Annotated in this window: 25 protein-coding genes and 1 pseudogene; 14 read left to right on the forward strand and 12 right to left on the reverse strand. The window is 41.8% G+C overall.

All coding sequences use genetic code 11. The annotated features are described in order from the left end of the window. Positions 1–1037: MucBP domain-containing protein (locus GMD5S_RS10205; RefSeq protein ID WP_033588459.1), on the forward strand; the 1037-nt coding region annotated here is incomplete at its 5' end. An 81-nt stretch (positions 1038–1118) separates the two neighbouring features. Here the strand turns inward: GMD5S_RS10205 and GMD5S_RS0204705 are convergent. The 5 genes and pseudogenes from GMD5S_RS0204705 to GMD5S_RS0204725 form a co-directional block, all read right to left on the reverse strand. Next, positions 1119–2195 carry a DUF2974 domain-containing protein gene (locus GMD5S_RS0204705; protein WP_001273844.1) on the reverse strand — a complete coding sequence of 359 codons (1077 nt, stop codon included), beginning with the start codon at positions 2193–2195 and terminating at the stop codon, positions 1119–1121. Positions 2196–2306: 111 nt separating this feature from the next. Continuing rightward, a pseudogene (locus GMD5S_RS0204710) lies at positions 2307–3082 on the reverse strand (ferredoxin reductase). 8 nt (positions 3083–3090) lie between these two features. After that, entirely contained in the window at positions 3091–3414 is a 324-nt protein-coding gene (locus tag GMD5S_RS0204715) for a hypothetical protein (RefSeq protein ID WP_025172607.1), read from the reverse strand. Positions 3415–3576: 162 nt separating this feature from the next. Further along, positions 3577–4104 carry a flavin reductase gene (locus GMD5S_RS0204720; protein WP_000395701.1) on the reverse strand — a complete coding sequence of 176 codons (528 nt, stop codon included), beginning with the start codon at positions 4102–4104 and terminating at the stop codon, positions 3577–3579. 45 nt (positions 4105–4149) lie between these two features. Further along, positions 4150–4719 carry a TetR/AcrR family transcriptional regulator gene (locus GMD5S_RS0204725; RefSeq protein ID WP_033588462.1) on the reverse strand — a complete coding sequence of 190 codons (570 nt, stop codon included), beginning with the start codon at positions 4717–4719 and terminating at the stop codon, positions 4150–4152. A 321-nt stretch (positions 4720–5040) separates the two neighbouring features. On the opposite strand from GMD5S_RS0204725, the gene GMD5S_RS0204730 reads away from it, so the two are divergent. Together GMD5S_RS0204730 and GMD5S_RS0204735 are read left to right on the forward strand one after the other, a co-directional pair. Continuing rightward, entirely contained in the window at positions 5041–5718 is a 678-nt protein-coding gene (locus GMD5S_RS0204730) for a response regulator transcription factor (protein WP_000548978.1), read from the forward strand. Further along, positions 5711–6685, forward strand: coding sequence for a sensor histidine kinase (locus tag GMD5S_RS0204735; protein WP_000887983.1), 975 nt, complete (start codon positions 5711–5713; stop codon positions 6683–6685). The genes GMD5S_RS0204730 and GMD5S_RS0204735 overlap by 8 nt, the downstream gene beginning before the upstream one ends. A 153-nt stretch (positions 6686–6838) precedes the next feature. Here the strand turns inward: GMD5S_RS0204735 and thrS are convergent, their stop codons facing one another. The 3 genes from thrS to GMD5S_RS0204750 all read right to left on the reverse strand — a co-directional run bounded on the left by thrS (position 6839) and on the right by GMD5S_RS0204750 (position 10052). Next, entirely contained in the window at positions 6839–8782 is a 1944-nt protein-coding gene (gene thrS / locus GMD5S_RS0204740; RefSeq protein WP_000591026.1) for a threonine--tRNA ligase, read from the reverse strand. Between the two features lie 10 nt (positions 8783–8792). After that, a complete protein-coding gene (locus GMD5S_RS0204745) occupies positions 8793–9416 on the reverse strand; it encodes a hypothetical protein (RefSeq protein ID WP_000966511.1) in 624 nt (207 codons plus the stop codon). A gap of 270 nt (positions 9417–9686) precedes the next feature. Beyond that, complete coding sequence (locus GMD5S_RS0204750) at positions 9687–10052, reverse strand: hypothetical protein (protein ID WP_000760373.1); 366 nt, start codon at positions 10050–10052, stop codon at positions 9687–9689. A 194-nt stretch (positions 10053–10246) separates the two neighbouring features. Between GMD5S_RS0204750 and GMD5S_RS0204755 the strand changes: the two genes are divergently transcribed. The 4 genes from GMD5S_RS0204755 to GMD5S_RS0204770 all read left to right on the forward strand — a co-directional run bounded on the left by GMD5S_RS0204755 (position 10247) and on the right by GMD5S_RS0204770 (position 13893). Further along, the gene (locus GMD5S_RS0204755) at positions 10247–11098 is read left to right on the forward strand and encodes a metallophosphoesterase family protein (RefSeq protein ID WP_000161107.1); all 852 of its coding nucleotides are present in this window, start codon (positions 10247–10249) and stop codon (positions 11096–11098) included. Positions 11099–11258: 160 nt separating this feature from the next. Beyond that, the gene (locus GMD5S_RS0204760; protein ID WP_000801528.1) at positions 11259–12200 is read left to right on the forward strand and encodes a hypothetical protein; all 942 of its coding nucleotides are present in this window, start codon (positions 11259–11261) and stop codon (positions 12198–12200) included. A gap of 165 nt (positions 12201–12365) precedes the next feature. After that, entirely contained in the window at positions 12366–12803 is a 438-nt protein-coding gene (locus GMD5S_RS0204765) for an Rrf2 family transcriptional regulator (protein ID WP_001167389.1), read from the forward strand. A 67-nt stretch (positions 12804–12870) separates the two neighbouring features. Continuing rightward, positions 12871–13893 carry a YdcF family protein gene (locus GMD5S_RS0204770; protein ID WP_000273635.1) on the forward strand — a complete coding sequence of 341 codons (1023 nt, stop codon included), beginning with the start codon at positions 12871–12873 and terminating at the stop codon, positions 13891–13893. A 39-nt stretch (positions 13894–13932) separates the two neighbouring features. Here the strand turns inward: GMD5S_RS0204770 and GMD5S_RS0204775 are convergent, their stop codons facing one another. From GMD5S_RS0204775 to GMD5S_RS0204790, 4 genes are read right to left on the reverse strand one after another with little or no spacing between them, the layout of a single operon-like run. Then, on the reverse strand, positions 13933–14592 hold the full coding sequence (locus tag GMD5S_RS0204775; RefSeq protein ID WP_000443890.1) for an amino acid ABC transporter permease: 660 nt from the start codon (positions 14590–14592) through the stop codon (positions 13933–13935). Between the two features lie 9 nt (positions 14593–14601). Next, entirely contained in the window at positions 14602–15279 is a 678-nt protein-coding gene (locus tag GMD5S_RS0204780; RefSeq protein ID WP_000131156.1) for an amino acid ABC transporter permease, read from the reverse strand. A 12-nt stretch (positions 15280–15291) separates the two neighbouring features. Beyond that, positions 15292–16086: a transporter substrate-binding domain-containing protein gene (locus GMD5S_RS0204785; RefSeq protein ID WP_000726200.1), complete on the reverse strand. Its 795-nt coding sequence runs from the start codon at positions 16084–16086 to the stop codon at positions 15292–15294. A gap of 10 nt (positions 16087–16096) precedes the next feature. Beyond that, on the reverse strand, positions 16097–16855 hold the full coding sequence (locus GMD5S_RS0204790) for an amino acid ABC transporter ATP-binding protein (protein ID WP_001229579.1): 759 nt from the start codon (positions 16853–16855) through the stop codon (positions 16097–16099). Between the two features lie 177 nt (positions 16856–17032). Here GMD5S_RS0204790 and recJ point away from each other — a divergent pair, with 177 nt between their 5' ends. The 7 genes from recJ (at position 17033) to GMD5S_RS0204825 (ending at position 26800) form a co-directional block, all read left to right on the forward strand. Further along, complete coding sequence (gene recJ, locus GMD5S_RS0204795) at positions 17033–19249, forward strand: single-stranded-DNA-specific exonuclease RecJ (RefSeq protein WP_008289394.1); 2217 nt, start codon at positions 17033–17035, stop codon at positions 19247–19249. 284 nt (positions 19250–19533) lie between these two features. Further along, the gene (locus tag GMD5S_RS0204800) at positions 19534–20181 is read left to right on the forward strand and encodes a COG3942 and LysM peptidoglycan-binding domain-containing protein (protein ID WP_000754480.1); all 648 of its coding nucleotides are present in this window, start codon (positions 19534–19536) and stop codon (positions 20179–20181) included. 510 nt (positions 20182–20691) lie between these two features. Then, positions 20692–22353: a ribonuclease J gene (locus GMD5S_RS0204805; protein WP_000065621.1), complete on the forward strand. Its 1662-nt coding sequence runs from the start codon at positions 20692–20694 to the stop codon at positions 22351–22353. A gap of 68 nt (positions 22354–22421) precedes the next feature. Continuing rightward, positions 22422–23201: an alpha/beta hydrolase gene (locus GMD5S_RS0204810; RefSeq protein WP_000290058.1), complete on the forward strand. Its 780-nt coding sequence runs from the start codon at positions 22422–22424 to the stop codon at positions 23199–23201. A 104-nt stretch (positions 23202–23305) separates the two neighbouring features. After that, the gene (locus GMD5S_RS0204815) at positions 23306–24007 is read left to right on the forward strand and encodes a M57 family metalloprotease (protein WP_000498567.1); all 702 of its coding nucleotides are present in this window, start codon (positions 23306–23308) and stop codon (positions 24005–24007) included. A 101-nt stretch (positions 24008–24108) separates the two neighbouring features. Continuing rightward, positions 24109–25956 carry an excinuclease ABC subunit UvrC gene (gene uvrC, locus GMD5S_RS0204820; RefSeq protein WP_001061174.1) on the forward strand — a complete coding sequence of 616 codons (1848 nt, stop codon included), beginning with the start codon at positions 24109–24111 and terminating at the stop codon, positions 25954–25956. Continuing rightward, entirely contained in the window at positions 25946–26800 is an 855-nt protein-coding gene (locus GMD5S_RS0204825; protein ID WP_001015772.1) for a metallophosphoesterase family protein, read from the forward strand. The genes uvrC and GMD5S_RS0204825 overlap by 11 nt, the downstream gene beginning before the upstream one ends. Positions 26801–26956 lie beyond the last annotated feature (156 nt).

The raw sequence follows: 26956 nt of genomic DNA on the forward strand, positions 1-26956 counted from the left end.
ATGAAATTCCAGGTTATCCAAGCGAAGATGGTGAACAACCGAAGAAAGATATTCCAGGCTACCGCTTCGTAGAGACTAAGAAACTTCCAAACGGCGACACAGAACATGTTTATGAGAAGGTTAAGACAAGTCATAAGGATAAGGAAGGGAATGAAATTCCAGGTTATCCAACCGAAGATGGAGAACAACCTAAGAAGGATATTCCAGGTTACCGCTTCGTAGAGACTAAGAAACTTCCAAACGGCGACACAGAACACGTTTATGAGAAGGTTAAGACGAGTCATAAGGATAAGGAAGGCAATGAAATTCCAGGTTATCCAAGCGAAGATGGTGAACAACCTAAGAAGGATATTCCAGGTTACCGCTTCGTAGAGACTAAGAAACTTCCAAACGGCGATACAGAACACGTTTATGAGAAGGTTAAGACTAGTCATAAGGATAAGGAAGGCAATGAAATTCCAGGTTATCCAACCGAAGATGGAGAACAACCTAAGAAGGATATTCCAGGTTACCGCTTCGTAGAGACTAAGAAGCTTCCAAACGGCGACACAGAACATGTCTACGAAAAAGTGAAGACAAGTCATAAGGATAAGGAAGGCAATGAAATTCCAGGCTATTCAACCGAAGACGGTGAACAACCTAAGAAGGATATTCCAGGTTACCGCTTCGTAGAGACTAAGAAACTTCCAAACGGCGACACAGAACATGTCTACGAAAAAGTGAAGACAAGTCATAAGGATAAGGAAGGCAATGAAATTCCAGGATATCCAAGCGAAGACGGCGAACAACCTAAGAAGGATATTCCAGGTTACCGCTTCGTAGAGACCAAGAAACTTCCAAACGGTGACACAGAACATGTCTACGAAAAAGTTGTTACTGCCCCTCAACAAAAACCGACTGAGCAATCTCCAACTACTAAAGCAACCAAAGAATTACCTAATACTGGTACGGAAGATCATGCAGCTTTGGCGGCTCTAGGAGTACTAGGTTTGATGAGCGGATTTGGACTTGTGTCTCGTAAGAAAAAAGAAGACTAATTCTATACTCTAGATTCTAAGTAGTTTCCTTTAGTTTCTTAAACAAAAAACCAACTAATCTAATGATTAGTTGGTTTTTGTCTATTCTCGATTTTTCCAAGCTTGGTATCGAGTGTCAATCAAGAGTTGGGTTAGGCGCCCCATGGTTTCTCTTTCTTCGGGAGTGAGGGATTGAGCTTGGACAAAGAGATGGTGAACGTGTTCAATGACCTTGAAGGAAGAGAGGTCGTTGATAGAAGAGATGCCTGCATCGAGAATGATTCCAAAAAAGAGGTCAAAGTAGAGCTGCAGTTCCGTATCAGGGACCGTCTCAACCCATTCCTTAAAGGTTGTATCGACTTGCTGGCTGTCACTATTGGTCTCGTCTAGTTGGACAAAGTGTTTGTCTTCAACCTGCCAACTAAAGGTGTCATGCTGGGCAAGACCACCCAAGGCAGTGCTTCGAACAACGATTTTCTTATCAGGGATTTCTAGCATCATTCCGATGATAGAACCTTGTGGGACAAACACTTTCGTTCTTTCCATCATGTTTTGATAGCCAGCTGTTTCGGTTAGTTCCTTGTGAAGTCCAGGCGCATCAAAAGTATAGACAGCGACAATGTTTTTTTGTAAAAGTGGATCGAGTTGACTAGCAGCATAGACAGCTAGATTGCCCCCTTTTGAGTGTCCTGCTATGACAACTTTTTGGTTAGGATGTTGAGCAAAAAAATCCTGTAAATACTGGAGGGCGTGTTTTTGAGCTGGGATTTCTTTCATATAGGTCATATGGAAATCTTCTTTCCAACCGATGATACTATCATCCGTTCCACGAAAAACAAGCAAAAAAGTATCGAGACTGATACGATAAGTCATAGCCGCAAACTGTTTTTGCAATTCAGGATCAATATCATTGATAAAATTTGATAGCTTGCAATTTTTAAACCGTTTGTGTTGAGAGAGTTGATCCAACAACTGGAGGCGGTTCTTATTGGTCAACATCGTCGTGTCTCTAGGAATTTGGGGTGCAAGATCTATGAGGCGCTGGTTTTTTTGGGTGACTACACCATCAAAAGCAAGGTAGGTTAATTCGGTCAAGGCAAGAACATCTAACTCATTCACGGGGAGGTCATAAAAGGAATCGTATGCTACATCATTCAAGTAGTCAAAAATATTGGCCATAAAAGCTCCTTTCTCTATGTTTATCCTACCACATTTACATAGAATTGGCTAGTAGGCTTGTTTGAATGACCTAGTAGGGTTTAATTGAAATACATAGAAGATAGATTGCTCCTATTTCAAACCTCTAAACGAGCTTACTTGTATGTTTTTGCTATCAATCCCATTTTCCTTTAAAAACTTCTTCATCTCATTTACATCATCAGGCTGACCTGTGATGAGATAGCTGGCTTGATTGCCGTATTCATCAATAGCATGTTTTAAAAATGCTTGACTTTGAGAAAGTTCATCGCTAGTTTTATAAGTAAAATTCGATGTTTTTTGAGCCAGTTCCTTCATCTCATTATCGAAAATAGTAACTCCTTTGTCAAAATGGTTGAGAATAATCGGACATTTACCAGACCATTCTTTGATAAGGGGGCGTAGAGCAGAAATACCAACATCAGATGCAAAGAAAACTAGTGGCTGATTCGTATCTTTAACAGTCAAAGAGGAATCCAGCCAACTCATCTCAATCTCACTGCCAGCCGGTAAATGTGTCAAGGTGTTCTTAAAGTTGCTACCACTATTATGAGTCAAAATGAGAATCTCATCTTCATCAGGTGTGGAGGCAATAGTTAGCCATCGACTGGTTTGCTCTCCCTTAGCTTCGTTTTTATTAGTAGTAGAAGAAGTATCAGGGAGTGTAAACTTGGCATAAGCCCCTGCTTTCCATGTCATATTAGTAGGTTTCGTCAAATGTATTAAGTAAAGGTCCCCATTGAAATTTTCAATGGATTTTAAAGACAAAGCTTGACTACGTCCAAGATAGGTTATTACACCCCAAGAAATAAGGCATATAGCCACCAGAATAGATATAATAATTATCAACATTTTTTACCTCTTTTCATTATTTTCCTCATTTCCAAAATTTAAAAGATAGCCAAGTAGCCAGTGCGATAACAGGAATAAAGCCAATCAGTTTGATAAGCAAATCAGTATTAGGTAGGCTGTAAATATAAATCATGGTAGTCAATGCCACCAACCAAATACCCGCAATTTTTAAAATAACAGGTAAGCCGGCAATCATACATAACCCTATAGCCAGCAAAATCATACCTCCAGTCGCAAAGGACATAAAATCAGGGTTTGATAAATCAACCTGTTGTAGTGTAGCTCCCCAAATAATGATCAAAATACCAATAATGGCAAGAGAAATTCCTGTAATACCTAATCCATTCATTTTTTTAACTCCTTGTTTGTCCATGATAAAATCTCCTTTATTATATTATTGAATGAATATAATATTAGTTCATTCATATATTTTCAAAAAATAAAAAAATCAATTCTTCTTATAAAAATTTTGTCCTTTCTATGTAAATAATATCAAATATAGCATATCCATTTAATCTATAATCTGTTCTATCTCACCTATAAGAATAAAATGAGGTTCCCAGCCACCATGTCCGTCAGTATAGATATCTGGATACAATTCATAGTAATCCCTTATTTCCTGTACAAAACTCTCCTTGTCAAACTGTTGCTTACAAAGCTTTTTACATAAAAAAGTCTGTTTTGCCTCTTTAAATCCCATTGTCTTACCTATAGGAATTGCCATAAGTCCGGCATTTTCTATTTTATTTTCATTTCTTCCTGAATGACTTCCAAGGTATGCAAGTACCTTTTTATATTTTGGATCAAAAAAGCTTACAGTAAAGTATTCACTATCATCAATAAACTCAGCTGTATATCTTGACGGATGTATATATAGGGTTACAGTCGCCTTACTTTTTCCCGGTGCTCCCCAAATATTTCCAAGGCTACTCCATGACACGAGGCAGGCATTGAACTTTTCCCTGTTGCCTACCGTTATTGCCGCCCATTCACTGTCAAAAATGTCAAACGGTTTGTACTCTTTTTTTCTAAATTCCATGTTCATTCCTCTTTCTCCAATTCACCTATAATTAAATTATATTTGTTATTTAAGAATTCCTTTAATGAAGTAAGTTGCAAGTATTTCAACGGTCTTGCCAATATCTGGAAAATCTTTTTCCGTGATATGCATATCCATATAGTAAAACAGATTATAAACCTGTAAAATATCTTGAATCTTTTCTGGCGAGTACCCTTCAGCCTGCATACGATTTGTAAAAGTTTTAACTAGAAACTGATGAAATGGATTTGCGACTTTGCCTTCCTCCGAGGAATAGTAGCTGTGTAACTCATCTGCGATGGCAGGATTGTACCATTCTGCAAGGATTTTATTGGAAGAAACGAGAGTTCTGGACTGAGCAAAGAGTTGACCAATGAGGTCGGTCATATCAATTTCCCAATCCAGTTCTTCGATCATAGCTTGGCGAACACGGTTGTTTTCATCTATATAGATGTCTAGAAAAATGGCTTCTTTACTCTCGTAATAGTTATAAAAAGAACCAACTGCAACACCAGCTTGCCTAGCAATTTCTGAAATTCCTGTTGCCTTGTAACCTTTTTTCGAAAAAACTTCATAGGCTGCTGTCTTTAAAGCTTGTTTTTTGTCCAATATGATTTAACCTCCTTAGTTTTCATGAATGAATAACTTTATTCGTTCATTCATATTCTAACAAATCATGGCTAGCTTGTCAATAAGAAGGCTAGATCTATTAAATAAGTTAAAGAAACGCTAACTAAATGAGCACAAAAAGGAAAATATAGGATAAGGCTGGAACTATAATTAAAAATAAGGTATGATATCAGTGGGAATGTTCTCTATTTAGCATCTGTTTTCTGATCTGAATTTGGGAAAAGGCTGCTAAACAGTATGAGATACTGATCCGTAAATCTGATATGAAGGGTTTTGATACTTTGAGAAATAACAAAGGAGGAGCGCATGCACAAGATTTTACTAGTAGAAGATGACCAAGTTATTCGACAACAAGTGGGAAAACTGCTCTCTGAGTGGGGATTTGAGGTCGTTTTGTTAGAAGACTTTATGGAAGTATTGAGCCTTTTTGTTCAGTCGGAGCCTCATTTGGTCCTCATGGATATCGGTCTGCCTCTTTTTAATGGTTACCACTGGTGTCAGGAGATTCGCAAGATTTCCAAGGTACCTATCATGTTTCTGTCTTCGAGAGACCAGGCTATGGATATCGTCATGGCAATCAATATGGGAGCGGATGACTTTGTAACTAAGCCTTTTGACCAGCAGGTTCTTTTGGCTAAGGTTCAGGGTTTGTTGCGCCGTTCCTATGAGTTTGGGCGGGATGAAAGTTTGCTAGAGTATGCAGGTGTGATTCTCAATACTAAGTCTATGGATCTGCACTATCAGGGGGAAGTTCTGAGTTTGACCAAGAATGAATTTCAAATTTTGCGGGTCTTGTTTGAACATGCGGGCAATATCGTAGCGCGTGATGACTTGATGAGAGAACTCTGGAACAGCGACTTTTTCATCGACGACAACACCTTGTCTGTCAACGTTGCTCGCCTGCGCAAAAAGTTGGAGGAGCAAGGTTTAGCAGGGTTTATCGAAACCAAGAAAGGGATAGGATACGGACTGAAACATGCTTGATTGGAAATCATTTTTTCTAGCCTATCTGCGCTCTCGCAGTCGCGTTTTTACCTATATTTTTTCATTGGGCTTTCTCGTCCTTCTCTTTCAGTTTTTATTTGCTAGTCTAGGAACTTATTTTCTTTATTTCTTTCTGCTCAGTAGTTTTTTGACCTTCTTATTTTTGGCTTGGGATATATTTGCAGAAGCTCAGGTTTATCGACAGGAAGTACTCTATGCTGAGAGAGACCCCAAGTCTCCTTTGGAATGTGCGCTAGCAGAAAAGCTCGAAGAGCGTGAGTCTGAATTGTATCAAAAGAAGTCAGAAGCGCAGAGCAAGCTGACGGATTTGCTTGATTACTACACCTTATGGGTTCATCAGATCAAGACGCCCATTGCAGCTAGTCGCCTTTTAGTAGCAGAAGTCTCTGATCGGGAGGTCAAGCAGCAACTGGAACAGGAAATTTTCAAGATTGACTCCTATACCAATCTGGTTTTGCAGTACTTACGTTTAGAGAGTTTTCACGATGACTTGGTCTTTGAACAGGTTCAAGTGGAGGACTTGGTCAAGGATATGGTTCGTAAGTACGCACTTTTCTTTATCCAGAAGGGACTAACAGTCAATCTACATGACCTCGACAAAACTATCGTGACCGATAAGAAGTGGCTGTTGGTCGTCATTGAACAAATCCTTTCAAACAGCCTCAAATATACTAAGGAAGGTGGGCTCGAGATTTCTATGGAGAGTCAGGAGCTCTGTATTAAGGATACGGGAATTGGGATAAAAAACAGTGATGTCCTCCGAGTCTTTGAACGTGGTTTTTCAGGCTACAATGGCCGTTTGACCCAGCAATCATCTGGACTTGGCCTCTATCTATCCAAGAAAATTTCTGAAGAACTGGGGCACCGGATTCGTATCGAGTCTGAGGTTGGAAAAGGAACAACCGTACGGATCAAATTCGCTGAAGTGAAGCTCGTTATTGAGTAAACATAAATGAGAAAAAGCCTCCGAATGGAGGCTTTTATGCTAGGCTCTTATACTCAATGAAAATCAAAGAGCAAACTAGGAAACTAGCCGCAGGCTGTACTTGAGTACGGCAAGGTGACGTTGACGTGGTTTGAATTTGATTTTCGAAGAGTATTATTTCTCAACGCGTGATTTGTTGGCAATATCAGCAAGGATAGCTTGAACAAAGTCATCAACTGAGACAGTTTGTGTTTCTTTTTGGCCGTAGCGACGAACGTTGACAGTTTCGTCTTCCATTTCCTTATCCCCAACAATCAATTGGTAAGGAATCTTGCTGGTTTGAGAAGCACGGATCTTGAACTGCATTTTTTCATTACGCTCATCTACGTCTGCACGGACACCGCGGTCACGGAGTTTCTTAGCAACTTCCCATGCGTAGTCCACGTGTTTTTCGTTAGATACTGGGATGAGGGTCACTTGATGTGGTGCAAGCCATGTTGGGAAGGCACCCTTGTAGTTCTCAATCAAGATGGCTGTGAAGCGTTCCATAGTTGAGATAACTCCACGGTGGATCATAACTGGACGGTGCTCTTCACCGTCAGCTCCAATGTATTTGAGGTCGAAGCGTTCTGGAAGCAAGAAGTCAAGCTGGATGGTAGAAAGGGTTTCTTCTTTTCCAAGGGCTGTCTTAACCTGAATATCCAATTTTGGTCCGTAGAATGCTGCTTCACCTTCAGCTTCAAAGTAGTCAACACCCATTTCATCAAGGGCCGCACGAAGCATAGTTTGGGCATTTTCCCACATCTCATCGTTGTCAAAGTACTTATGAGTATCTTGAGGGTCACGAAGAGAGAGACGGAAGCGGTATTCAGTCAAGTTGAAGTCTTCATAAACATCGATAATCAACTGAAGGGCACGTTGGAATTCTTCTTGGATTTGTTCTGGAGTAACAAAGAGGTGACCGTCGTTGAGAGACATTTCACGCACACGTTGAAGACCAGTGAGGGCACCAGATTTTTCGTAACGGTGCATCATCCCGATTTCAGCGATACGGATTGGCAATTCGCGGTAAGAGTGAACATGGTGTTTAAAGACTTGGATGTGGTGTGGGCAGTTCATTGGACGAAGAACGAATTCTTCACCGTCACCCATATCCATGGTTGGGAACATGTCTTCTTGGTAATGATCCCAGTGACCAGAAGTCTTGTAAAGCTCCACAGAAGCAAGTGGTGGAGTGTAAACGTGTTGGTAGCCAGAAGCCAGCTCCTTGTCGACAATGTAGCGTTCCAATTCACGACGGATAGTCGCACCGTTTGGCAACCAGAATGGAAGTCCTTGTCCGACTTCTTGTGAAATCATGAAGAGGTCAAGCTCTTTACCAAGTTTACGGTGGTCACGTTCTTTGGCCTCTTCACGCATTTGAAGGTAGTTTTTCAAGTCTTTCTTGTCAAACCAAGCTGTACCGTAGATCCGTTGCATCATCGCGTTGTCGCTATTTCCACGCCAGTAAGCACCAGCTACATGGAGAAGGTGGAAGATTTGGATGCGACCTGTTGACGGAACGTGTGGGCCACGGCAAAGGTCCACGTATTCACCCTGACGGTAGATAGTCAAACCACCCTCGTCTTCTGAGTGTTCTTCGATCAATTCCAACTTGTAAGGGTCGTCTTTAAAGATTTCACGGGCCTCGTCTTTGGTTACTTCCTCACGAATAGATGGGAAGTTTTCTTTGACGATTTTTTTCATTTCTTCTTCGATACGAGGCAGGTCTTCGTTAGAGATTTGACCAGCCTGATTGTCCGTATCGTAGTAGAAGCCATCTTCAATAGCTGGACCAACTCCCAAGTGAATGTCTGGGAAAAGGCGACGAGCTGCTTGGGCGAACAAGTGGGCAGCTGAGTGACGCAAGATCGGAAGGGCATCTTCGTGATCCGGTGTCACGATTTCGATGCTTCCATCTTCAGTGATAGCACGAGTCGTGTCAATGAGTTTGCCGTTGAATTTACCAGCCAAGGCTTTTTTAGCGAGGGAATTGCTGATAGATTGGGCAATTTCAAAAGTTGTAACGCCAGATTCGAATTCACGAACAGCGCCATCTGGGAAAGTAATCTTAATCATGGTTTTCTCCTTAAATATTTATTCTATTTTTGTTGGACAATTTTAAGAGCCGAGCAACTTCTTCCGCAGTCTGATTCTCTGATTGACTACCATCTGTTACGAGACTAGGATAGCCTAATAGCACCGCTTCCTTACGAACCATTTGAGCAAAAAGAATGTCTCGTTGCATCCAGTTTTCAAAAGCTTGCTCGGGGTTGGTTGTACCCTCTAAGACATAAGGAACCCATTCTCTCTGTATATAATGCTTTTTTTGAAAATCAGCTGTAGGAGTCAAGCATAGATAGGATGATGCTTGACATTCAAGCTCCTTTACCAAGTGAGGCAAAAGTCCTGCTCCCTCCACCAAGAGAGGTCTGTTTTGATTTTTTATCAAGTAAGATTTTACATAAGGAAAAATCTCTTCATAAAAGCGCCATTCTTCATCTGCCATCTCTTCTGGATTTCTCATCCAGATTTGTTCTGGATTTCTATCCTGCCTAAGAAGGCAAATTGGCTGTGAGTCTGCACTTGCTTGACTCATCATCTCTTCTACCAAATCATCCAGTTTGATATGAAGTAGTTGATACTGTCTAGCAAGAAGTGAGGCAATTGTTGACTTTCCACTACAAGGCGATCCGCCAATCATATAAAGCATCGTTCTTCCTCCTTCTGACAAAACAAAAAACGACATCCATAAAAGGACGTCGCAACGTGGTTCCACCTTCATTTATGTTCCTCAAAAAGAGGGACACCTCAGATTGGCTTTAACGTAGCCACCGTTTTATGTTTTCATAAAAGTCAGTAGAGTAGTATCAGTTTAGGCTTTCTATGCGTTTCCAGCAACCACGCACTCTCTAGTAGAAAGGGACTAAGTGACTTGTCTCTATGCATTATTATAGCATGATTGCGAGAATTTTCAAGGCTTTTATCCTATTTTTTTACTTTTCTGCTTGTTTGTAAGATGGCTAAGACCTCTACCTGATGCCATACCAAGTAGGGCGAAGATTTCATAGGCTACGAGATAAAGAAGAATGAACTCACCAAAGGTGATGATGGTAAAGCAATAGAGCAGTCCAATACCCAGCAACCACCAAAGTGAGAAATGAAACCGGTAGCTATAAAGAAGGGATACGATGAAGGTTGCTAAAGGTGAAAAGAGGATGATGTTGTTAATGTACAGTTCCTTCAGTGTATATGGGTCAGTGATGAGTAGTAAGAATAGCTCATAGAGGGGCCAGTAAAAGAAGAAAATGACAAGGTAGTATGGGATATACTTAAGATATTTTTTCATGGCAATAGTCCTCCAATCCTTGTTAAAAGAGTGCTACTGAAGAGTATCTTGCTATAAATGAGGATTCTCTTTACTTATATTATAGCAAGAAAGGAGTGATTTTCCAAGTTTTCTAGGAGAGCAGAAACGACTCTATTTTATGGCATTTCTGCTATAATACTAACAGAAGAAGTAAGAGGAAATGAGGAGAAAGAATGACCAAAATAGCAGTTCTTTCAGACATACATGGAAATACGACAGCTTTGGAAGCTGTTCTGGCTGATGCAAGAGCGGCAGAGGTAGATGAGTACTGGCTTTTGGGAGATATTCTGATGCCAGGAACAGGGCGTAGAAGGATATTGGACCTCTTAGCTAGCTTGCCCATCACTGCAAGAGTGCTGGGGAATTGGGAGAATAGTCTCTGGCGAGGCCTACATCGTAAGTTAGATCCTACAAAAGTGAGTCATCGTTATCTCCTGCGCCAAAGTCAGTACATCTTAGAAGAAATTAGCCCTAAAGAAATCGAAGACCTCCACGATCAACCTATGCAAGTTCATCGTCAGTTTGGTGATTTGATGGTAGGAATCACTCACCATCTCCCTGATAAAAACTGGGGTAGAGAGTTGATTCATACGGGAAAGCAAGAAGATTTTGATAGATTGGTGACGAATCCACACGCGTCTATCGCAGTATATGGCCATATTCATCAACAGTTGCTTCGTTACGGAAGTGATGGACAGTTGATTCTTAATCCAGGTTCCATTGGACAACCTTTCTTTCTAGATGCGAAGTTGCGTAAGGATCTACGGGCTCAGTATATGATTATAGAGTTTGATGAAGCAGGTTTGTCTGATGTTGATTTTCGTCGAGTGGATTATGATGTAGAAGCTGAATTGCAGTTGGCTAAGGATTTGAAGCTCCCCTATTTCCAGGTCTACTATGAAAGTTTGGTAAATGGGATTCACCATACTCATAACCATGAATTGTTAGGTCAGATTAGTGAACAAGAAGGTTATGATCAGGATGTTGAACTCTGGATGGAAAGAGACAAGAAAGATTGGTTTTAAGAGGACTTCTAGCTAGAAATCAGATAGTCTAGTGACTGCTGTTTCGCGATAAGTCGAACTGGATACGAATTGACGGCTTCTCAAATTTATGTTAGAATAACGGAATATAACTAATTTGAATCTCATACTAATTGATATTCAAAATAAGCGGAGACAGATAATGAAACCAGAAGAGTTACACGCTATTGCCTCGGAGTTGGGCATGCAATTTGACGAAGATTCGCGTAGTATTTATGGCACGCAGTCAGGCTATTTACTTTTCCTGCAAGAAACTGACGTGAAAAATCAGTTTCGACTTTGTGTCAGTGTGAGTTTGAATGGAAATCCTGCTGATACAGAAGAAAATGAATTGGTTTGGGATGAGTTTAAGAGTGAATCTCTTCCAAACTTGTCGACCTTGTCTATCAATCAGTACCTTGTTTCTTTTGTCGTAAAAGGTGCAATGCGCAAATCAAAAACAATTGAAAAGCTACAGACGCTCATAACAGACCTTGTTGCATTCCTTGAAACCCATCATTTCGTCCAAGTGTGTGCCTACAGTGGTCAGGAGGGCCCCGTTGGTCTCTATCAATTAGGCGATTCAATTTTCCTTATCAATGAGGAAAGTTATCAATTGCTGAAGAGTAATCTTCAGATTGAGGTAGATTCTTATCAAAACCAGAAGGAAAATGTTCTTCTTGGAGCAGTTGGTGCCTTGCTAGGAGCCTTGGTTGGTGGAGCAGTTGCTCTATTTATCGCGCGTCTAGGTTATGTAGCTATGGTAGCAGGTATTGTTCTGGGGATTTGTACCATTAAAGGATATGAAATCCTTGGAAGAAAGGTATCTCGAAAGGGGATTGTGATTTCCTCTATTTGGATGGTGATTACTGTCTTTCTAGTAAATCAAATTGACTTGGCGATGGAAGTCGTTGCCAAACTAGGGGTTGAGTTTCCCTTTGCTTTCCGAGTGGTGAATCAATTAATCTTTAGCGGTGATTTCCCAGATAACTATTTTTATAATCTAGCTATGTTAGCTGTGTTTACCTTAGTTGGTGCTGGGGTGTCTATCAGCTCGGTTTGGTCAAGTCATAAAACAAAAGGGATTGTCCGTAAAATTGCATAAAAAAATAAGTCTTTGTATGTCCTCCGCTGTTCTGGGTACCAAGAGGGATACAGGACTTTTTGCATGGAGAAGGTAATCATTTGTTAATATTTGACAGGATAAGCAAAAAAGGTATAATGTTTATACGGGAAAAGATGAATAAAATATCAATGAAAGGAGAAGAAGATGCAAATTTCAAGCCGATTTACAATTGCGACTCATATGATGATTATTATTGCAATGCAGGATACAGACAGCAAGGTAACCAGTGATTTTCTTGCGGCTAGTGTCGGAGTTAATCCAGTCATTATCCGTAAGACTTTGTCGCAACTCAAAAAAGCAGGATTGATTTCAGTTGCGCGTGGGACGGGCGGTACCGAGATTATAAAGGACCTCCAAGATATTAGCCTTTTTGATGTGTATCAGGCTGTCGAATGTCTAGGAAAATCTGGCAAACTCTTTAGTTTCCATGACAATCCCAATCCTAACTGTCCAGTAGGGGCTAATATTCATAAGGTCTTGGATCAGAAATTGCTGGATATCCAAGTAGCTATGGAAAATCAACTTCGTCAGATGAGTCTGGCTCAGGTTGTGGCAGATGCAGAAGCAAGAATAGCAAAATAAGAGGACTAGGCTCCTCTTTTTCTATTGCCATAATTATGGTACAATGTAGACATTAAAGGAGGAGACTATGTACTTTATCACAGGATTTTTTGTCCTACTTTTTCTCGTTTCGTTTTTAAGGGACAATCGTAGTCTCTGGAATCCAGCTCTCTTGCTTTTGTCTCTGCTTTTTTCTTATATGTCTATTGCCAATCTTTTTTACGAAGCTGGGCAGAAAGAAGTGCACATGGTTTTCTTTGCAGGGATTTTTCTCCTGCTGCCTCTTTTAGTTTTTCTAAGTGGTTTTTTCCTTATTTATAATGGATTTGTGTTATTGAAAAAAGAAGGAAAATCCAAGGCAAATTATTTGTCTCTAGGATTAGGCTGCGTGATTCTATTCTTTTTTGTGATCATGGCGATTCGAGTGAGCGATACCAAGGGCTTGTTTTACACCAATCATCTAGTGAATATTATCTTTTTCTTTTTGATTTATTCGTATTTGATTTTTGGTTTTGCCTTTGCAGGATTTCTGCTTTATTCCATTCTGTATCTTTTCATTCCTAAGAAAAAATATTATGATTTTATCATCATTCACGGAGCAGGCTTGTTGAATGGAGAAAAAGTCACTCCCTTACTGAAGAGTCGCATTGACAAGGCAGTAGAAGCTTATCACCAGTCTCTCAATCCCAATGTTAAAATCATCGCAAGTGGTGGTCAAGGTGGGGATGAGAAGATTTCCGAGGCTCAGGCAATTTGTAATTATTTGCTGGAAGAGACGGATGTTCCGAGAGAAGCGATTCTCCTAGAGGAAGACTCAACGACGACCTATGAGAATCTTCTCTTCTCAAAAGAAATGGGAGAGAAGCTGGTGGCCAGTCCACGTTTTCTCTTTGTGACCAATGATTACCATGTTTTTCGTACCAGTACCTATGCTCGCCGTATTGGGATGAAGGGAGATGGTCTTGGTTGCCGTACAGCCGCCTACTATATCCCATCAGCCTTTATTAGAGAATATATTGCTCTATGTGTGAAGATGAGATGGCTTTTTATCGCTTTCTATGTTTTGTTGATTTTAGCTCTGATTTTCTCTTATAGAGGTATTTTATGGTAATCAAAAAATCAGCTCTCCATTTTTGCGGAGAGCTGATTTTTATTCTGCAGCTTGTTGCCAACGTTTTGCTAGCTTATGAGACAAGCTAGAAATAGCAAAGTTAAAGATAAAGTAAATCAAGGCAATCAGGATATACAGACTGAAGACCTGCTCTGGTTCGAAATAGCGTCCCATGAGAATTTGGCTAGCGCCAAAGAGTTCTTGTAGGGCGATAACAGAGTAGAGAAGGCTGGTATCCTTAATTACAGTTACAAACTGAGAAATGATGGCTGGCAGCATTTTACGGATTGCTTGTGGGAGAATGATGTAGTAGAGGATTTGGGCTGAAGTGAATCCTTGCGACATTCCTGCTTCGTACTGGCCCTTGTCCACGGCATTGAGGCCACCTCGGATAATCTCAGCCAAGGCTGCTGAGGTAAAGAGGGTAAAGGCGGTAATGCCAGCTGGTGTCGACTTCATCTTGAAAACCAAAAAGATGGTGAAAATCCAGAGAAGGTTGGGAACGTTACGTACAAACTCGATATAAATGCTGGAGATGATCCGTAAAACAGGATTTTTTCCATTTCTCATAACCGCAAGTACCGTCCCGATCAGGGTAGAGAGGACAATGGCAATCAGAGAAATGTAGAGGGTTAAGCCAAATCCTTTAAAGATAAAGACTAGGTTATCTGGGGTCAAAACTTCTAAAATAGATTCCATAGTAACCTCCTAAAGTGAATAGGCTTTTTTGTTGGCTTGCTCCATCTTGCGACCAAACTGGGCAACAGGGAAGCATAGGGCAAAGTAGAGAAGAGCAGCACCTAAAAAGGCTGGGATATAGTTTCCGTTGAGAGCCGACCAAGACTTAGTCACAAACATCAAGTCTACTCCAGAGATGATAGCTACGGTAGAGGTGTTCTTGATGAGGTTAACGATTTGGTTGGTCAAAGGTGGGAGAATGATACGGAAGGCCTGAGGCAAGATAATCAAGCGCATGGCACTGATATAGGTAAAACCTTGCGACAAGGCGGCCTCCATCTGACCACTAGGAATAGACTGAATCCCTGAACGAATAACCTCCGCAATATAGGCACCGTGATAGAGCCCGACGCAGAGAACAGCTGTCCAATAAATTGGAATCATGATGGTGTGTTCACTGATAAGAGGCAAACCATAGAAGACGATGACAAACTGCACCAAGAGGGGAGTATTTTGGTAAAATTCGACAAAGATACGAGCCAAAACACGCAAGAATGGGCGTTTACTAGTTGACATGGCCCCAAAGAAGATGCCCAAAACCATGGCGAGGATAAAGGAACCAACCGCTAGGGCAAGGGTAAAGAGGAAACCATTGAAAAATTGTCCAAAATCCTGAAAATAGGCTGTCCAAGATGATAAATCTGTCATGGGATGTCCTCCTTAATCTGCGGTATGGCTAGATGGTTTGAGTTTGTAACGGTCATAGAGTTTCTGCAAACTACCATCCTTGCTCCATTTAGTGACCAAGCTATCAAGATAGTCGTTTAGCTCGGTATTTGATTTTTTGGTGACGATACCGTAGTCAGATGGCTTGAAACTATCATCTAGTAGTTCTGTCCGTTTGCTGATGTAGCCAGAGAGGATAGAGCGGTCCACGGAAAAGGCATCAATACGGTGAGCGTGAAGGGAAGTAATCAATTCTGGGTAGGAACCAAGTTCGACGAATTTAAAGGTTAGACCTTTCTTTTTACCCAATTCAGTAATCAGGCGTTGGGTGATGGAACCTTGGGCAACCCCAATCGTTTTACCGTTTAGGTCCTCAATACTTTTGATGTTGGCGGATTTATTGACCAAAAAACCAGAAGCGTCCGTATAGTAGGGACTGGTGAAGTTGTATAGTTTTTTACGTTCGTCTGTGATGGTGAAGGTTGCGATATCCATGTCGACCTGTTCATTGTCTAGGAGCGGTCCACGAGTTTGCGCGGTAACAGGAACGTAGCGAATCTTGACTTTGAGTTCGTCTGCAATCATCTTGGCCAAGTCCGTTTCGATACCAGAATAGGTCCCGGTCTTGGGATCCTTGTAGCCAAAATTGGGAACGTCTTGTTTGACACCGACAACTAGTTCGCCTCTTTTTTGAATGTCTGCCACACTGGTATCGGCTTGGACTGGTTTGGCAGCAGTAAGGCTGAAAAGGCTAATCAATAATGCGTATAAAAAGAATTTCTTTTTCATAGGCGCCTCCTTATTTGACTTTGTCACTTTCGTGGTTGATAATTTTGCTGAGGAATTGTTGGGCACGAGGTTCGCTTGGATTGTCAAAAAAGTCATCGACATCTGTCGTGTCTACTAAAACCTCTCCGTCGGCCATAAAGATAATGCGGTCCGCAACTTCACGGGCAAAGCCCATTTCGTGGGTAACGATGATCATATTCATCCCATCATGTGCCAGTTTTTGCATAACTGCTAGAACATCTCCGATGGTTTCAGGGTCAAGGGCAGATGTTGGTTCATCAAAGAGGAGGAGTTCCGGATGCATGGCAAGACCACGTGCGATGGCGATTCTCTGTTTTTGTCCACCAGACAGCATAGCTGGGTAGGAATCTTTCTTGTCCCACATATTTACAAATTCCAGATATTTTTGGGCTGTTTTTTCAGCTTCTTTTTTATCAGTTCCAAGAACTTTAACGGGAGCAAGTGTCACATTTTCTAACACTGTTTTGTGTGGATAAAGATTAAAATGTTGAAAAACCATGCCAACTTCCTTACGAAGAGGAACTAAATCTTTCTGACTAGCACCTGCTACTTGGTGTCCATTGACCAGGAGACTTCCTTTGTCAACAGCCTCTAAACCATTGATCGTACGGATAAGAGTGGACTTCCCAGAGCCGGAAGGTCCAAGCAGGACAACAACTTGTCCTTTTTCAAAACGGAGATTAATGTCGCGGAGTGCGTGGTAGTCTCCGTAATATTTTTCGACGTGTTTAAATTCTACTAAAGCCATGAGAGATCTCCTTTGTGTTATATTTTATAACATGATTCTACACCAAAAGAATGTTCTTGTCAAATCATATCTGAAAAAAATTCACTAAAATGTTATAAAAAAGCAATCTGAATAGAGAAAATGCCTAAATCATGTTATAATGAAACGATAGAATTCTTAGAAAGAGTGGATGTCTTTTTGATAACTCCTACTTATGAATGGCAGTTTGCCCCGCAGGTTGAAGATGCGGATTTTACAAAGATAGCCAAGAAGGCTGGGCTGGGTCCTGAGGTGGCTCGCTTATTATTTGAAAGAGGGATTCAGGATGAAGAAAGTCTAAAGAAGTTTTTAGAACCTTCTTTAGAGGACTTACATGACCCCTATCTGCTCCATGATATGGACAAGGCAGTGGAACGGATTCGTCAGGCCATTGAAGAAGGGGAAAACATTCTCATCTATGGAGACTACGATGCGGATGGTATGACTTCAGCTTCGATTGTGAAGGAAAGTTTGGAACAGCTTGGTGCTGAGTGCCGTGTTTACCTACCCAATCGTTTTACCGATGGCTATGGTCCCAATGCCAGTGTTTATAAATACTTTATCGAGCAAGAGGGTATTTCCTTGATTGTGACAGTGGATAATGGGGTTGCGGGTCACGAAGCAATTGAACTGGCCCAGTCTATGGGAGTGGATGTCATTGTGACCGACCACCATTCCATGCCGGAAACCCTTCCTGATGCCTATGCGATTGTTCACCCTGAGCATCCAGATGCGGATTATCCCTTCAAATATTTGGCCGGATGCGGAGTGGCTTTCAAGCTAGCTTGCGCTCTTTTAGAAGAAGTGCAAGTGGAATTGCTTGATTTGGTCGCTATCGGTACCATTGCTGATATGGTGAGTTTGACGGATGAGAATCGCATTTTGGTCCAATATGGTCTGGAAATGTTGGGACATACCCAGCGCATTGGACTACAAGAAATGCTAGACATGGTTGGAATTGCTGCTAATGAAGTAACAGAAGAAACGGTTGGTTTCCAGATTGCCCCTCGTTTAAATGCCTTGGGGCGCTTGGATGATCCTAATCCTGCCATTGATTTGCTGACTGGATTTGACGACGAGGAAGCTCATGAGATTGCCCTCATGATTCACCAGAAAAATGAAGAGCGCAAGGAAATCGTTCAGTCAATCTATGAAGAAGCTAAGACCATGGTTGATCCTGAGAAAAAGGTCCAGGTTTTGGCCAAGGAAGGCTGGAATCCTGGCGTTCTGGGTATCGTTGCTGGTCGTTTGTTGGAAGAACTAGGGCAGACAGTCATCGTTCTTAATATAGAAGAAGGTCGCGCCAAGGGTAGTGCTCGTAGTGTGGAAGCGGTCGATATTTTTGAAGCTCTGGATCCCCATCGAGACCTCTTTATCGCCTTTGGCGGCCATGCTGGTGCAGCTGGAATGACGCTGGAAGTTGAGAAACTTTCAGATTTATCTCAGGTTTTAGAAGACTATGTCCGTGAAAAAGGTGCAGATGCTGGTGGCAAGAATAAGTTAAATCTAGATGAAGAGTTGGATTTGGAGACTCTTAGTTTAGAAACGGTTAAAAGCTTTGAACGCTTGGCACCCTTTGGGATGGATAATCAGAAACCTGTCTTTTATATCAAGGATTTTCATGTCGAAAGTGCCCGTACTATGGGAGCAGGCAATGCCCACCTCAAACTAAAAATTTCCAAGGGTGAGGCGAGTTTTGAGGTGGTGGCCTTCGGACAAGGGAGATGGGCGACAGAGTTTGCTCAAACCAAGAATTTAGAATTGGCAGTCACCCTGTCTGTCAACCAATGGAATGGCCAAACTGCCCTCCAGTTGATGATGGTGGATGCACGTGTGGAAGGTGTTCAACTCTTTAACATTCGTGGGAAGAATGCAGTCTTGCCAGAAGGGGTTCCAGTTTTAGATTTCTCTGGAGAGGTGCCGGATTTGGCGAATAGTGATGCTGTGGTTGTGAAAACCATTCCCGAGGATATTACCTTGCTGAAGACCATTTTTCAGGAACAGGATTTCTCAGCTGTCTATTTCAAAAACGACATTGACAAGGCCTACTATCTGACAGGTTACGGGACTAGAGAACAGTTTGCAAAATTGTACAAGACTATTTACCAGTTCCCAGAGTTTGATATTCGCTACAAGCTGAAAGATCTGGCGGCTTATCTCAATATCCAACAAATCTTGCTGGTCAAGATGATTCAAGTCTTTGAAGAGCTAGGCTTTGTAACGATCAAAGATGGTGTCATGACAGTCAATAAAGAAGCGCCGAAAAGGGAAATAGCTGATAGTCAGATTTACCAAAATCTCAAACAAACTGTAAAAAATCAAGAAATGATGGCGCTGGGGACAGTGCAAGAAATTTATGATTTTTTAATGGAGTAATAGATAGAAAGGGACTGAGATGACCTATCTCGGTCTCTTTTTGACGGATAAATGCTTGGTGTGGGAGTGGTTGATAAGATAGTCTTTTGAGTGGTCTACTGATGTTAAGATTGGGGAAATGATTCATTTTTATTCTCTTCTATCACTTTATACGATGTCTGCTTTTAAACCTTATGTAGTAAAAGTATAAATTTTTGTAACATGACTAAAATATAACTCTAAACGAACTGACATGTAAATCAAGTATGATTTTCTTATCAAGAAAATATAAGGGGAATCTAGTTATGAAAAAAACAGTTACGAAACTGACTCTTGGTTTGACTTCTACCGCTATTTTAGCTACAGTTGGGGCTCAAACTGTCCATGCCAACTCTTACGTTGTCCAAGACGGTGATTCATTTTATGCCATTGCAACTGCAAACGGCATGGATCCGCATGAGTTGGCAGCTATGAATGGAAAAACCATCTTTGACACTATCCACCCAGGCGATGTATTGGAAGTGAGTGGTTCCGCTCAGGCTAGCTCAACCTACAGTGCTCCAGCTAGCACTGCGAACGTGGTATCAGATACAGAGGATGTTGTCGAAAAGACTCCTACAAACTATGGAAACTCTTATCCTGTTGGTCAGTGTACATGGGGCGTGAAAGAATTGGCACCTTGGGCTAGCAACTGGTGGGGAAATGCCAACACGTGGGCAATCTACGCGAGCGCTCAAGGCTATAAGACAGGAAGTGTTCCAGTAGTAGGAGCAATCGCCGTTTGGGACGGTGGTGAATATGGACACGTTGCTTATGTAACAGATGTTCAAAGTGAAAACTCTATCCAGGTATTGGAAGCAAACTACAGACGTCAAAAGCAGATTGCAAATTACCGTGGCTTCTTTAATCCTCATGAATTTTTAGGTAACGTCACTTATATCTATCCAAACTAAAGATGATAAAAAGATTTAGAATTTCTAAGTCTTTTTTCTTTTTGAAAAAATTTCCTATCGATAACCTCCATCTTAGTGGCTAATTGCTGAAAATTTTTTAGATTCTGTAGCGAACAGGAAATTCTCGCTTTTGGATGTAGATAAACCATGTCTTTGTAGAAAATAGTTCTCAAGTCGAGAGGTAAAGGGCAATAATTTAACTTGTTTTGAACTAAAAGAGAAATTTAGAGTTCGAGAAAGGTATCTGAAATCAAATTAATTCAGAAAGTCCATAATTTTGATGGTATAATCGTTCTATTATCTTCGATGAAGCCTCCGAAAGAGAAGTCAAAGTAAAAAGATTCGATTCACAGTAGTGACTAATCTCTAGTTAAAAACCGATCTTCGTTTTGAAAATAATCAAAAAAATGGTATAATGGTAGGAAAAGATTCGGCTGGAAGTTTTAGAACTTTTAGAATAAGAGGGTAAATTCGCCCTATAATCAAGATAAATGAAGTTTCGGAGGAAAAATGAGTAATATTAGTTTAACAACACTAGGTGGTGTACGAGAAAATGGGAAAAATATGTACATCGCTGAGATTGACAATTCAATTTTTGTTTTGGATGCAGGGCTTAAATACCCTGAAAATGAACAACTAGGGGTTGATGTCGTCATTCCAAATATGGACTACCTTTTTGAAAATAGCGATCGTATCGCAGGGGTCTTTTTGACCCACGGACATGCGGATGCCATTGGTGCCCTGCCTTATCTTTTGGCAGAGGCTAAGGTGCCTGTGTTTGGTTCTGAGTTGACCATTGAGTTGGCCAAACTCTTTGTCAAAGGGAATGATACGGTTAAGAAATTCAATGACTTCCATGTGATTGATGAAGATACAGAGATCGACTTTGGAGGGACTGTGGTTTCCTTCTTCCGTACAACTCACTCCATCCCAGAAAGTTTGGGAATAGTCCTGAAAACAGCTGAAGGTAGCATTGTTTACACAGGCGACTTCAAGTTTGACCAGACAGCCAGTGAATCCTATGCGACGGATTTTGCTCGTCTGGCAGAAATCGGTCGTGATGGTGTCTTGGCGCTCCTCAGTGATTCAGCCAATGCTGATAGCAATATCCAGGTGGCGAGCGAGAGTGAAGTTGGAGACGAAATTACCCAGACCATTGCAGACTGGGAAGGTCGTATCATCGTTGCCGCAGTTGCCAGCAACCTTTCTCGTATCCAGCAGGTTTTTGATGCTGCAGCAGATACAGGTCGCCGAGTTGTTCTGACTGGATTTGATATTGAAAATATCGTCCGCACTGCGATTCGTCTCAAAAAATTATCTCTAGCCAACGAAAGTCTCTTGATTAAACCAAAAGAAATGTCTCGTTTTGAAGACCATGAGTTGATTATCCTTGAGACGGGCCGTATGGGTGAGCCTATTAATGGACTTCGTAAGATGTCCATTGGTCGCCACCGCTATGTGGAAATCAAAGACGGGGACTTGGTCTATATCGTAACGACTCCATCTATCGCCAAAGAAGCCGTCATGGCGCGTGTTGAAAACATGATCTACCAAGCTGGTGGTGTGGTGAAACTCATTACCCAAAGCTTGCGAGTATCCGGACACGGAAATGCGCGTGATTTGCAGTTGATGATCAATCTTTTGCAACCAAACTACCTCTTCCCTATCCAAGGAGAGTACCGTGAGTTGGATGCGCATGCCAAGGCTGCCATGGCAGTTGGAATGTTGCCAGAGCGTATCTTCATCCCTAAAAAGGGAACGACCATGTCTTATGAACATGGAGACTTTGTTCCAGCTGGAGCAGTTTCTGCAGGTGATGTCTTGATTGACGGAAATGCCATCGGGGATGTTGGAAATGTCGTCCTTCGTGACCGTAAGGTCTTGTCAGAGGATGGAATCTTTATCGTGGCGATCACTGTCAACCGTCGTGAGAAGAAAATTGTGGCCAAGGCCCGTGTTCATACACGTGGATTTGTTTACCTCAAGAAGAGCCGTGATATTCTCCGTGAAAGTTCAGAATTGATTAACCAAACGGTAGAAGAGTATCTTCAAGGTGATGACTTTGACTGGGCAGATCTCAAAGGAAAGGTTCGCGACAATCTGACCAAGTACCTCTTTGATCAAACCAAGCGTCGTCCAGCAATCTTGCCAGTCGTAATGGAAGCAAAATAATAAGCAGAATACCTACAGAAAAAGTCGAAATTCGGCTTTTTCTTATAGAATAGTAAAAGGAGATAACCATGGCAGTTATGAATATTGAGTATTACTCAAAAGTTTTGGATATGGAGTGGGGCGTTACCGTACTCTATCCAGATGCTAGTCGGGTGACTGAACCAGATTGCACAGATATTCCTGTCCTTTACCTTTTGCACGGAATGTCAGGAAACCAAAATAGCTGGCTCAAACGTACCAATGTCGAACGCTTGTTGCGGGGAACCAATCTCATTGTTATCATGCCCAATACTAGCAATGGCTGGTACACAGATACTCAGTATGGCTATAACTACTATACTGCTCTAGCAGAAGAACTCCCCCAAGTCATGAAACGTTTCTTCCCCAATATGACCAGCAAGCGAGAAAAGACCTTCATAGCAGGTCTCTCCATGGGAGGATATGGTTCCTTCAAACTCGCTCTATCGACGAATCGTTTTTCTCATGCGGCTAGTTTTTCTGGTGCGCTCAGTTTTCAGGATTTTTCTCCTGAAAGTCAAGATCTGGGATCGCTTGCCTACTGGAGAGGAGTTTTTGGAGAAATCAAAGACTGGACAGCTAGTCCTCATTCGCTTGAAAGCATGGCTACAAAATCCGATAAAAAGACCAAACTATGGGCTTGGTGTGGGGAACAAGACTATCTTTACTCTGCCAATAATCTCGCAGTGAAAAACCTCAAAAAGCTTGGTTTTGAGGTGACCTATAGTCATAGTCCAGGTAAGCACGAGTGGTACTACTGGGAAAAACAATTGGAACGTTTTTTGGCTACTCTACCAATTGACTTTGTCTTGGAAGAACGTTTATCTTAGTTTTAGGTTTCTTTCAGCTTTCTTCAGTAAAATAGAGAATCTATCTTGATCAGGGGAAATGCGATTTCAAGATAGGTTCTTATTTTTATGAAAGGTGGAGTGTCATGTTCTGGATTATCCGATTATTGTTCCGATTTCTGTTGGGAATTTGGCGTTTCTTCTGGCGTCTGGTTTGGACTGTGGTCATTCTATTGCTCATTGCCTTTGGAGTGGTTTGGTATCTGACAGGTGATTTTCATTCTGCGGTCAATCAGGTTGAAAAAATGAGTAAGATTGGTCAAGGTGGCTGGAATCAATGGAAGGAGACGGGAACGCTGGAAGTCTTGTCTCAGACAGACAGTCACCAACATGCAGAAGGCAAGTGGGCTCAGGCCTCAGCTCGCATCTATATTGAACCTCAAATGGATGAGACCTTCCAAGGTGCCTATGCAGAAGCTATAAAAAACTGGAATCAAACGGAAGCCTTTACCTTTGAGGTGGTTGCGGATCCTAGCCAGGCAGATATTGTGGCAAGTGAGATGAATGATGGATCGACCGCTGTAGCAGGTCAAGCCGAGAGTCAAACCAATTTGTTAACCAATCAATTTATATCTGTAACGGTTCGCCTGAATCACTATTATCTATCCAATCCAAACTATGGTTATTCTTATGAACGAATCGTGCACACGGCGGAGCACGAACTGGGGCATGCCATCGGTTTGGATCATACCAACGAAACTTCTGTCATGCAGCCAGCAGGTTCCTATTATGGGATTCAGCCTCAGGATGTGACAGCTGTTCAAGAACTCTATACCAGTAGCGACTAGATGAAGTCGGTGCAATCTGAAATGAAATCAAAGCTCCTCCAACAAGTGATTGGTGGGGCTTTTTGTTCGTCCTGTTACGGCCTTTTTGCTATAATGGAACTATGAATAACTTGATCAAATCAAAACTAGAGCTCTTGCCGACCAGCCCTGGTTGTTACATTCACAAAGATAAAAATGGCACTATCATTTATGTAGGAAAGGCTAAAAATCTGCGCAACCGTGTGCGCTCCTATTTCCGTGGGAGTCACGATACCAAGACGGAGGCACTGGTGTCTGAAATTGTAGATTTTGAATTTATCGTCACTGAGTCCAATATTGAGGCACTTCTTCTAGAAATCAACCTCATCAAGGAAAATCAGCCCAAGTACAATATCATGCTCAAGGATGATAAGTCCTATCCCTTTATCAAAATCACCAATGAGCGCTATCCGCGGCTTATTATCACCCGTCAGGTCAAAAAGGACGGTGGTCTCTACTTTGGTCCCTATCCAGATGTAGGGGCAGCAAATGAAATCAAGCGTCTACTGGACCGGATTTTCCCTTTTCGGAAATGTACCAACCCACCCTCTAAGGTCTGTTTTTACTACCATATCGGCCAATGTATGGCCCATACTATCTGTAAAAAAGATGAGGCTTATTTCAAGTCCATGGCTCAGGAGGTTTCTGATTTCCTAAAAGGGCAGGATGATAAAATCATTGATGACCTCAAGGGGAAGATGGCATCCGCAGCTCAAAGTATGGAGTTTGAACGTGCGGCGGAATACCGTGACCTGATTCAGGCCATTGGAACGCTTCGGACCAAGCAACGGGTCATGGCGAAAGATTTGCAAAATCGGGACGTCTTTGGTTACTATGTGGATAAGGGCTGGATGTGTGTTCAGGTTTTCTTTGTTCGTCAAGGCAAGCTCATTGAGCGGGATGTCAATCTCTTCCCCTACTACAATGATCCGGATGAGGACTTCTTGACCTATGTGGGACAATTCTATCAAGAAAAATCTCACCTGGTTCCCAATGAGGTGCTGATTCCGCAGGATATCGATGAAGAAGCCGTTAAGGCTTTGGTGGATACCAAGATTTTCAAGCCCCAACGTGGAGAGAAAAAACAACTGGTCAATCTAGCCATCAAAAATGCCCGTGTTAGTCTGGAGCAGAAGTTCAATCTGCTAGAAAAATCAGTCGAAAAGACCCAAGGAGCTATTGAAAATCTGGGACGCTTGCTCCAAATCCCGACCCCAGTCCGTATCGAGTCCTTTGATAACTCTAATATCATGGGAACCAGTCCTGTTTCAGCTATGGTGGTCTTTGTCAATGGCAAACCGAGTAAAAAAGACTACCGAAAGTACAAGATAAAAACGGTTGTTGGCCCAGATGACTATGCTAGTATGCGAGAGGTTATTCGCAGACGTTATGGCCGAGTTCAACGTGATGGTTTAACCCCGCCAGATTTGATTGTGATTGATGGGGGACAAGGTCAAGTCAATATCGCAAAGCAAGTCATCCAAGAAGAGCTAGGTTTGGATATCCCAATTGCAGGTCTGCAAAAGAATGACAAGCACCAAACCCATGAACTGCTCTTTGGAGATCCACTGGAAGTGGTGGAGTTGTCTCGCAATTCTCAAGAATTCTTTCTCCTCCAACGCATCCAGGATGAGGTGCACCGCTTTGCTATCACCTTCCACCGCCAACTGCGCTCAAAAAATTCCTTTTCTTCACAACTGGATGGGATTGACGGTCTGGGACCTAAACGCAAACAGAATCTCATGAAGCATTTTAAATCTCTCACTAAAATCAAGGAAGCCAGTGTGGATGAAATTGTCGAAGTTGGGGTGCCAAGAGCAGTCGCAGAAGCTGTGCAGAGAAAGTTGAACCCTCAGGAAGAAGTGGAATTGGCTCAAGTAGCGGAAGAGAGAGTGGACTACCAAACAAAAGGAGATTATGATGAACCATAAAATCGCAATTTTATCAGATATTCATGGAAATGTGACTGCCTTAGAAGCAGTGATTGCAGATGCTAAAGCACAAGGAGTCAGTGAATACTGGCTCATGGGAGACATTTTCCTCCCTGGTCCAGGTGCAAATGACTTGGTCGCTCTGTTAAAGGAACTTTCTATCACTACAAGTGTTCGAGGCAATTGGGATGATTGTGTCCTTGAGGCTTTAGATGGGCAATATGGCTTAGAAGACCCACAGGAAGTCCAGCTCTTGCGTATGACACAGTATTTGATGGAACGAATGGATCCTGAAACGATTGTCTGGCTACGAAGCTTACCTATGCTAGAAAAGAAAGAAGTTGATGGGCTGCGCTTTTCTCTTTCTCATAATTTGCCAAATAAGAACTATGGTGGTGACTTGCTAGTTGAGAATGATACAGAGAAATTTGACCAACTCCTAGATGATGAAGTTGACGTGGCAGTCTATGGTCATGTTCACAAGCAGTTGCTTCGTTATGGCAGTCAAGGGCAACAAATCATCAATCCAGGTACCATTGGTATGCCTTATTTTAATTGGGAAAAGTTAAAAAATCACCGTGCCCAATATGCCGTGATAGAAGTGGAAGATGGGGAATTGGTAAATATTCTATTCCGAAAAGTTGCTTATGACTATGAAGCAGAGTTAGAATTGGCCAAGTCCAAGGGTCTTCCTTTTATCGAAATGTATGAAGAACTACGTCGAGATGACAACTATCGGGGGCACAATCTAGAACTCTTAGCTAGTTTAATTGAAAAGCATGGGTATGTGGAGGATGTGAAAGAATTTTTGGAGGCTATAAAGTCAGAATACAAGATAGACTAGTTTCTTTAAACCCCTGAGAATTAGTTGGAACTGGATGAGGAAAAATCTGATTTTAATGATAAGTTTAAATCCAGGGCTTCATCCGTGTTCCAATTTCTTTCTATGAAAAATCTCTGCAAGCTCTTTCAAAATATGGTAGAATGGATGCAGTAGAAT

This window comes from Streptococcus sp. GMD5S, from assembly GCF_000298715.2.
In the GTDB taxonomy this organism is placed as follows: domain Bacteria; phylum Bacillota; class Bacilli; order Lactobacillales; family Streptococcaceae; genus Streptococcus.

What these genes read in the sequence shown, in the direction of transcription:
- GMD5S_RS0204785 (WP_000726200.1), bottom strand. Translation starts at nt 16,086, where the DNA reads ATGAAAAAGAAATTCTTTTTATACGCATTATTGATTAGCCTTTTCAGC.
- thrS (WP_000591026.1), bottom strand. Translation starts at nt 8,782, where the DNA reads ATGATTAAGATTACTTTCCCAGATGGCGCTGTTCGTGAATTCGAATCT.
- GMD5S_RS0204775 (WP_000443890.1), bottom strand. Translation starts at nt 14,592, where the DNA reads ATGGAATCTATTTTAGAAGTTTTGACCCCAGATAACCTAGTCTTTATC.
- GMD5S_RS0204790 (WP_001229579.1), bottom strand. Translation starts at nt 16,855, where the DNA reads ATGGCTTTAGTAGAATTTAAACACGTCGAAAAATATTACGGAGACTAC.
- GMD5S_RS0204810 (WP_000290058.1), top strand. Translation starts at nt 22,422, where the DNA reads ATGGCAGTTATGAATATTGAGTATTACTCAAAAGTTTTGGATATGGAG.
- GMD5S_RS0204745 (WP_000966511.1), bottom strand. Translation starts at nt 9,416, where the DNA reads ATGCTTTATATGATTGGCGGATCGCCTTGTAGTGGAAAGTCAACAATT.
- GMD5S_RS0204720 (WP_000395701.1), bottom strand. Translation starts at nt 4,104, where the DNA reads ATGGAATTTAGAAAAAAAGAGTACAAACCGTTTGACATTTTTGACAGT.
- GMD5S_RS0204815 (WP_000498567.1), top strand. Translation starts at nt 23,306, where the DNA reads ATGTTCTGGATTATCCGATTATTGTTCCGATTTCTGTTGGGAATTTGG.
- uvrC (WP_001061174.1), top strand. Translation starts at nt 24,109, where the DNA reads ATGAATAACTTGATCAAATCAAAACTAGAGCTCTTGCCGACCAGCCCT.
- GMD5S_RS0204805 (WP_000065621.1), top strand. Translation starts at nt 20,692, where the DNA reads ATGAGTAATATTAGTTTAACAACACTAGGTGGTGTACGAGAAAATGGG.
- GMD5S_RS0204760 (WP_000801528.1), top strand. Translation starts at nt 11,259, where the DNA reads ATGAAACCAGAAGAGTTACACGCTATTGCCTCGGAGTTGGGCATGCAA.
- GMD5S_RS0204765 (WP_001167389.1), top strand. Translation starts at nt 12,366, where the DNA reads ATGCAAATTTCAAGCCGATTTACAATTGCGACTCATATGATGATTATT.
- GMD5S_RS0204750 (WP_000760373.1), bottom strand. Translation starts at nt 10,052, where the DNA reads ATGAAAAAATATCTTAAGTATATCCCATACTACCTTGTCATTTTCTTC.
- GMD5S_RS0204825 (WP_001015772.1), top strand. Translation starts at nt 25,946, where the DNA reads ATGAACCATAAAATCGCAATTTTATCAGATATTCATGGAAATGTGACT.
- GMD5S_RS0204755 (WP_000161107.1), top strand. Translation starts at nt 10,247, where the DNA reads ATGACCAAAATAGCAGTTCTTTCAGACATACATGGAAATACGACAGCT.
- GMD5S_RS0204800 (WP_000754480.1), top strand. Translation starts at nt 19,534, where the DNA reads ATGAAAAAAACAGTTACGAAACTGACTCTTGGTTTGACTTCTACCGCT.
- GMD5S_RS0204780 (WP_000131156.1), bottom strand. Translation starts at nt 15,279, where the DNA reads ATGACAGATTTATCATCTTGGACAGCCTATTTTCAGGATTTTGGACAA.
- GMD5S_RS0204715 (WP_025172607.1), bottom strand. Translation starts at nt 3,414, where the DNA reads ATGAATGGATTAGGTATTACAGGAATTTCTCTTGCCATTATTGGTATT.
- GMD5S_RS0204770 (WP_000273635.1), top strand. Translation starts at nt 12,871, where the DNA reads ATGTACTTTATCACAGGATTTTTTGTCCTACTTTTTCTCGTTTCGTTT.
- GMD5S_RS0204735 (WP_000887983.1), top strand. Translation starts at nt 5,711, where the DNA reads ATGCTTGATTGGAAATCATTTTTTCTAGCCTATCTGCGCTCTCGCAGT.
- GMD5S_RS0204730 (WP_000548978.1), top strand. Translation starts at nt 5,041, where the DNA reads ATGCACAAGATTTTACTAGTAGAAGATGACCAAGTTATTCGACAACAA.
- GMD5S_RS0204705 (WP_001273844.1), bottom strand. Translation starts at nt 2,195, where the DNA reads ATGGCCAATATTTTTGACTACTTGAATGATGTAGCATACGATTCCTTT.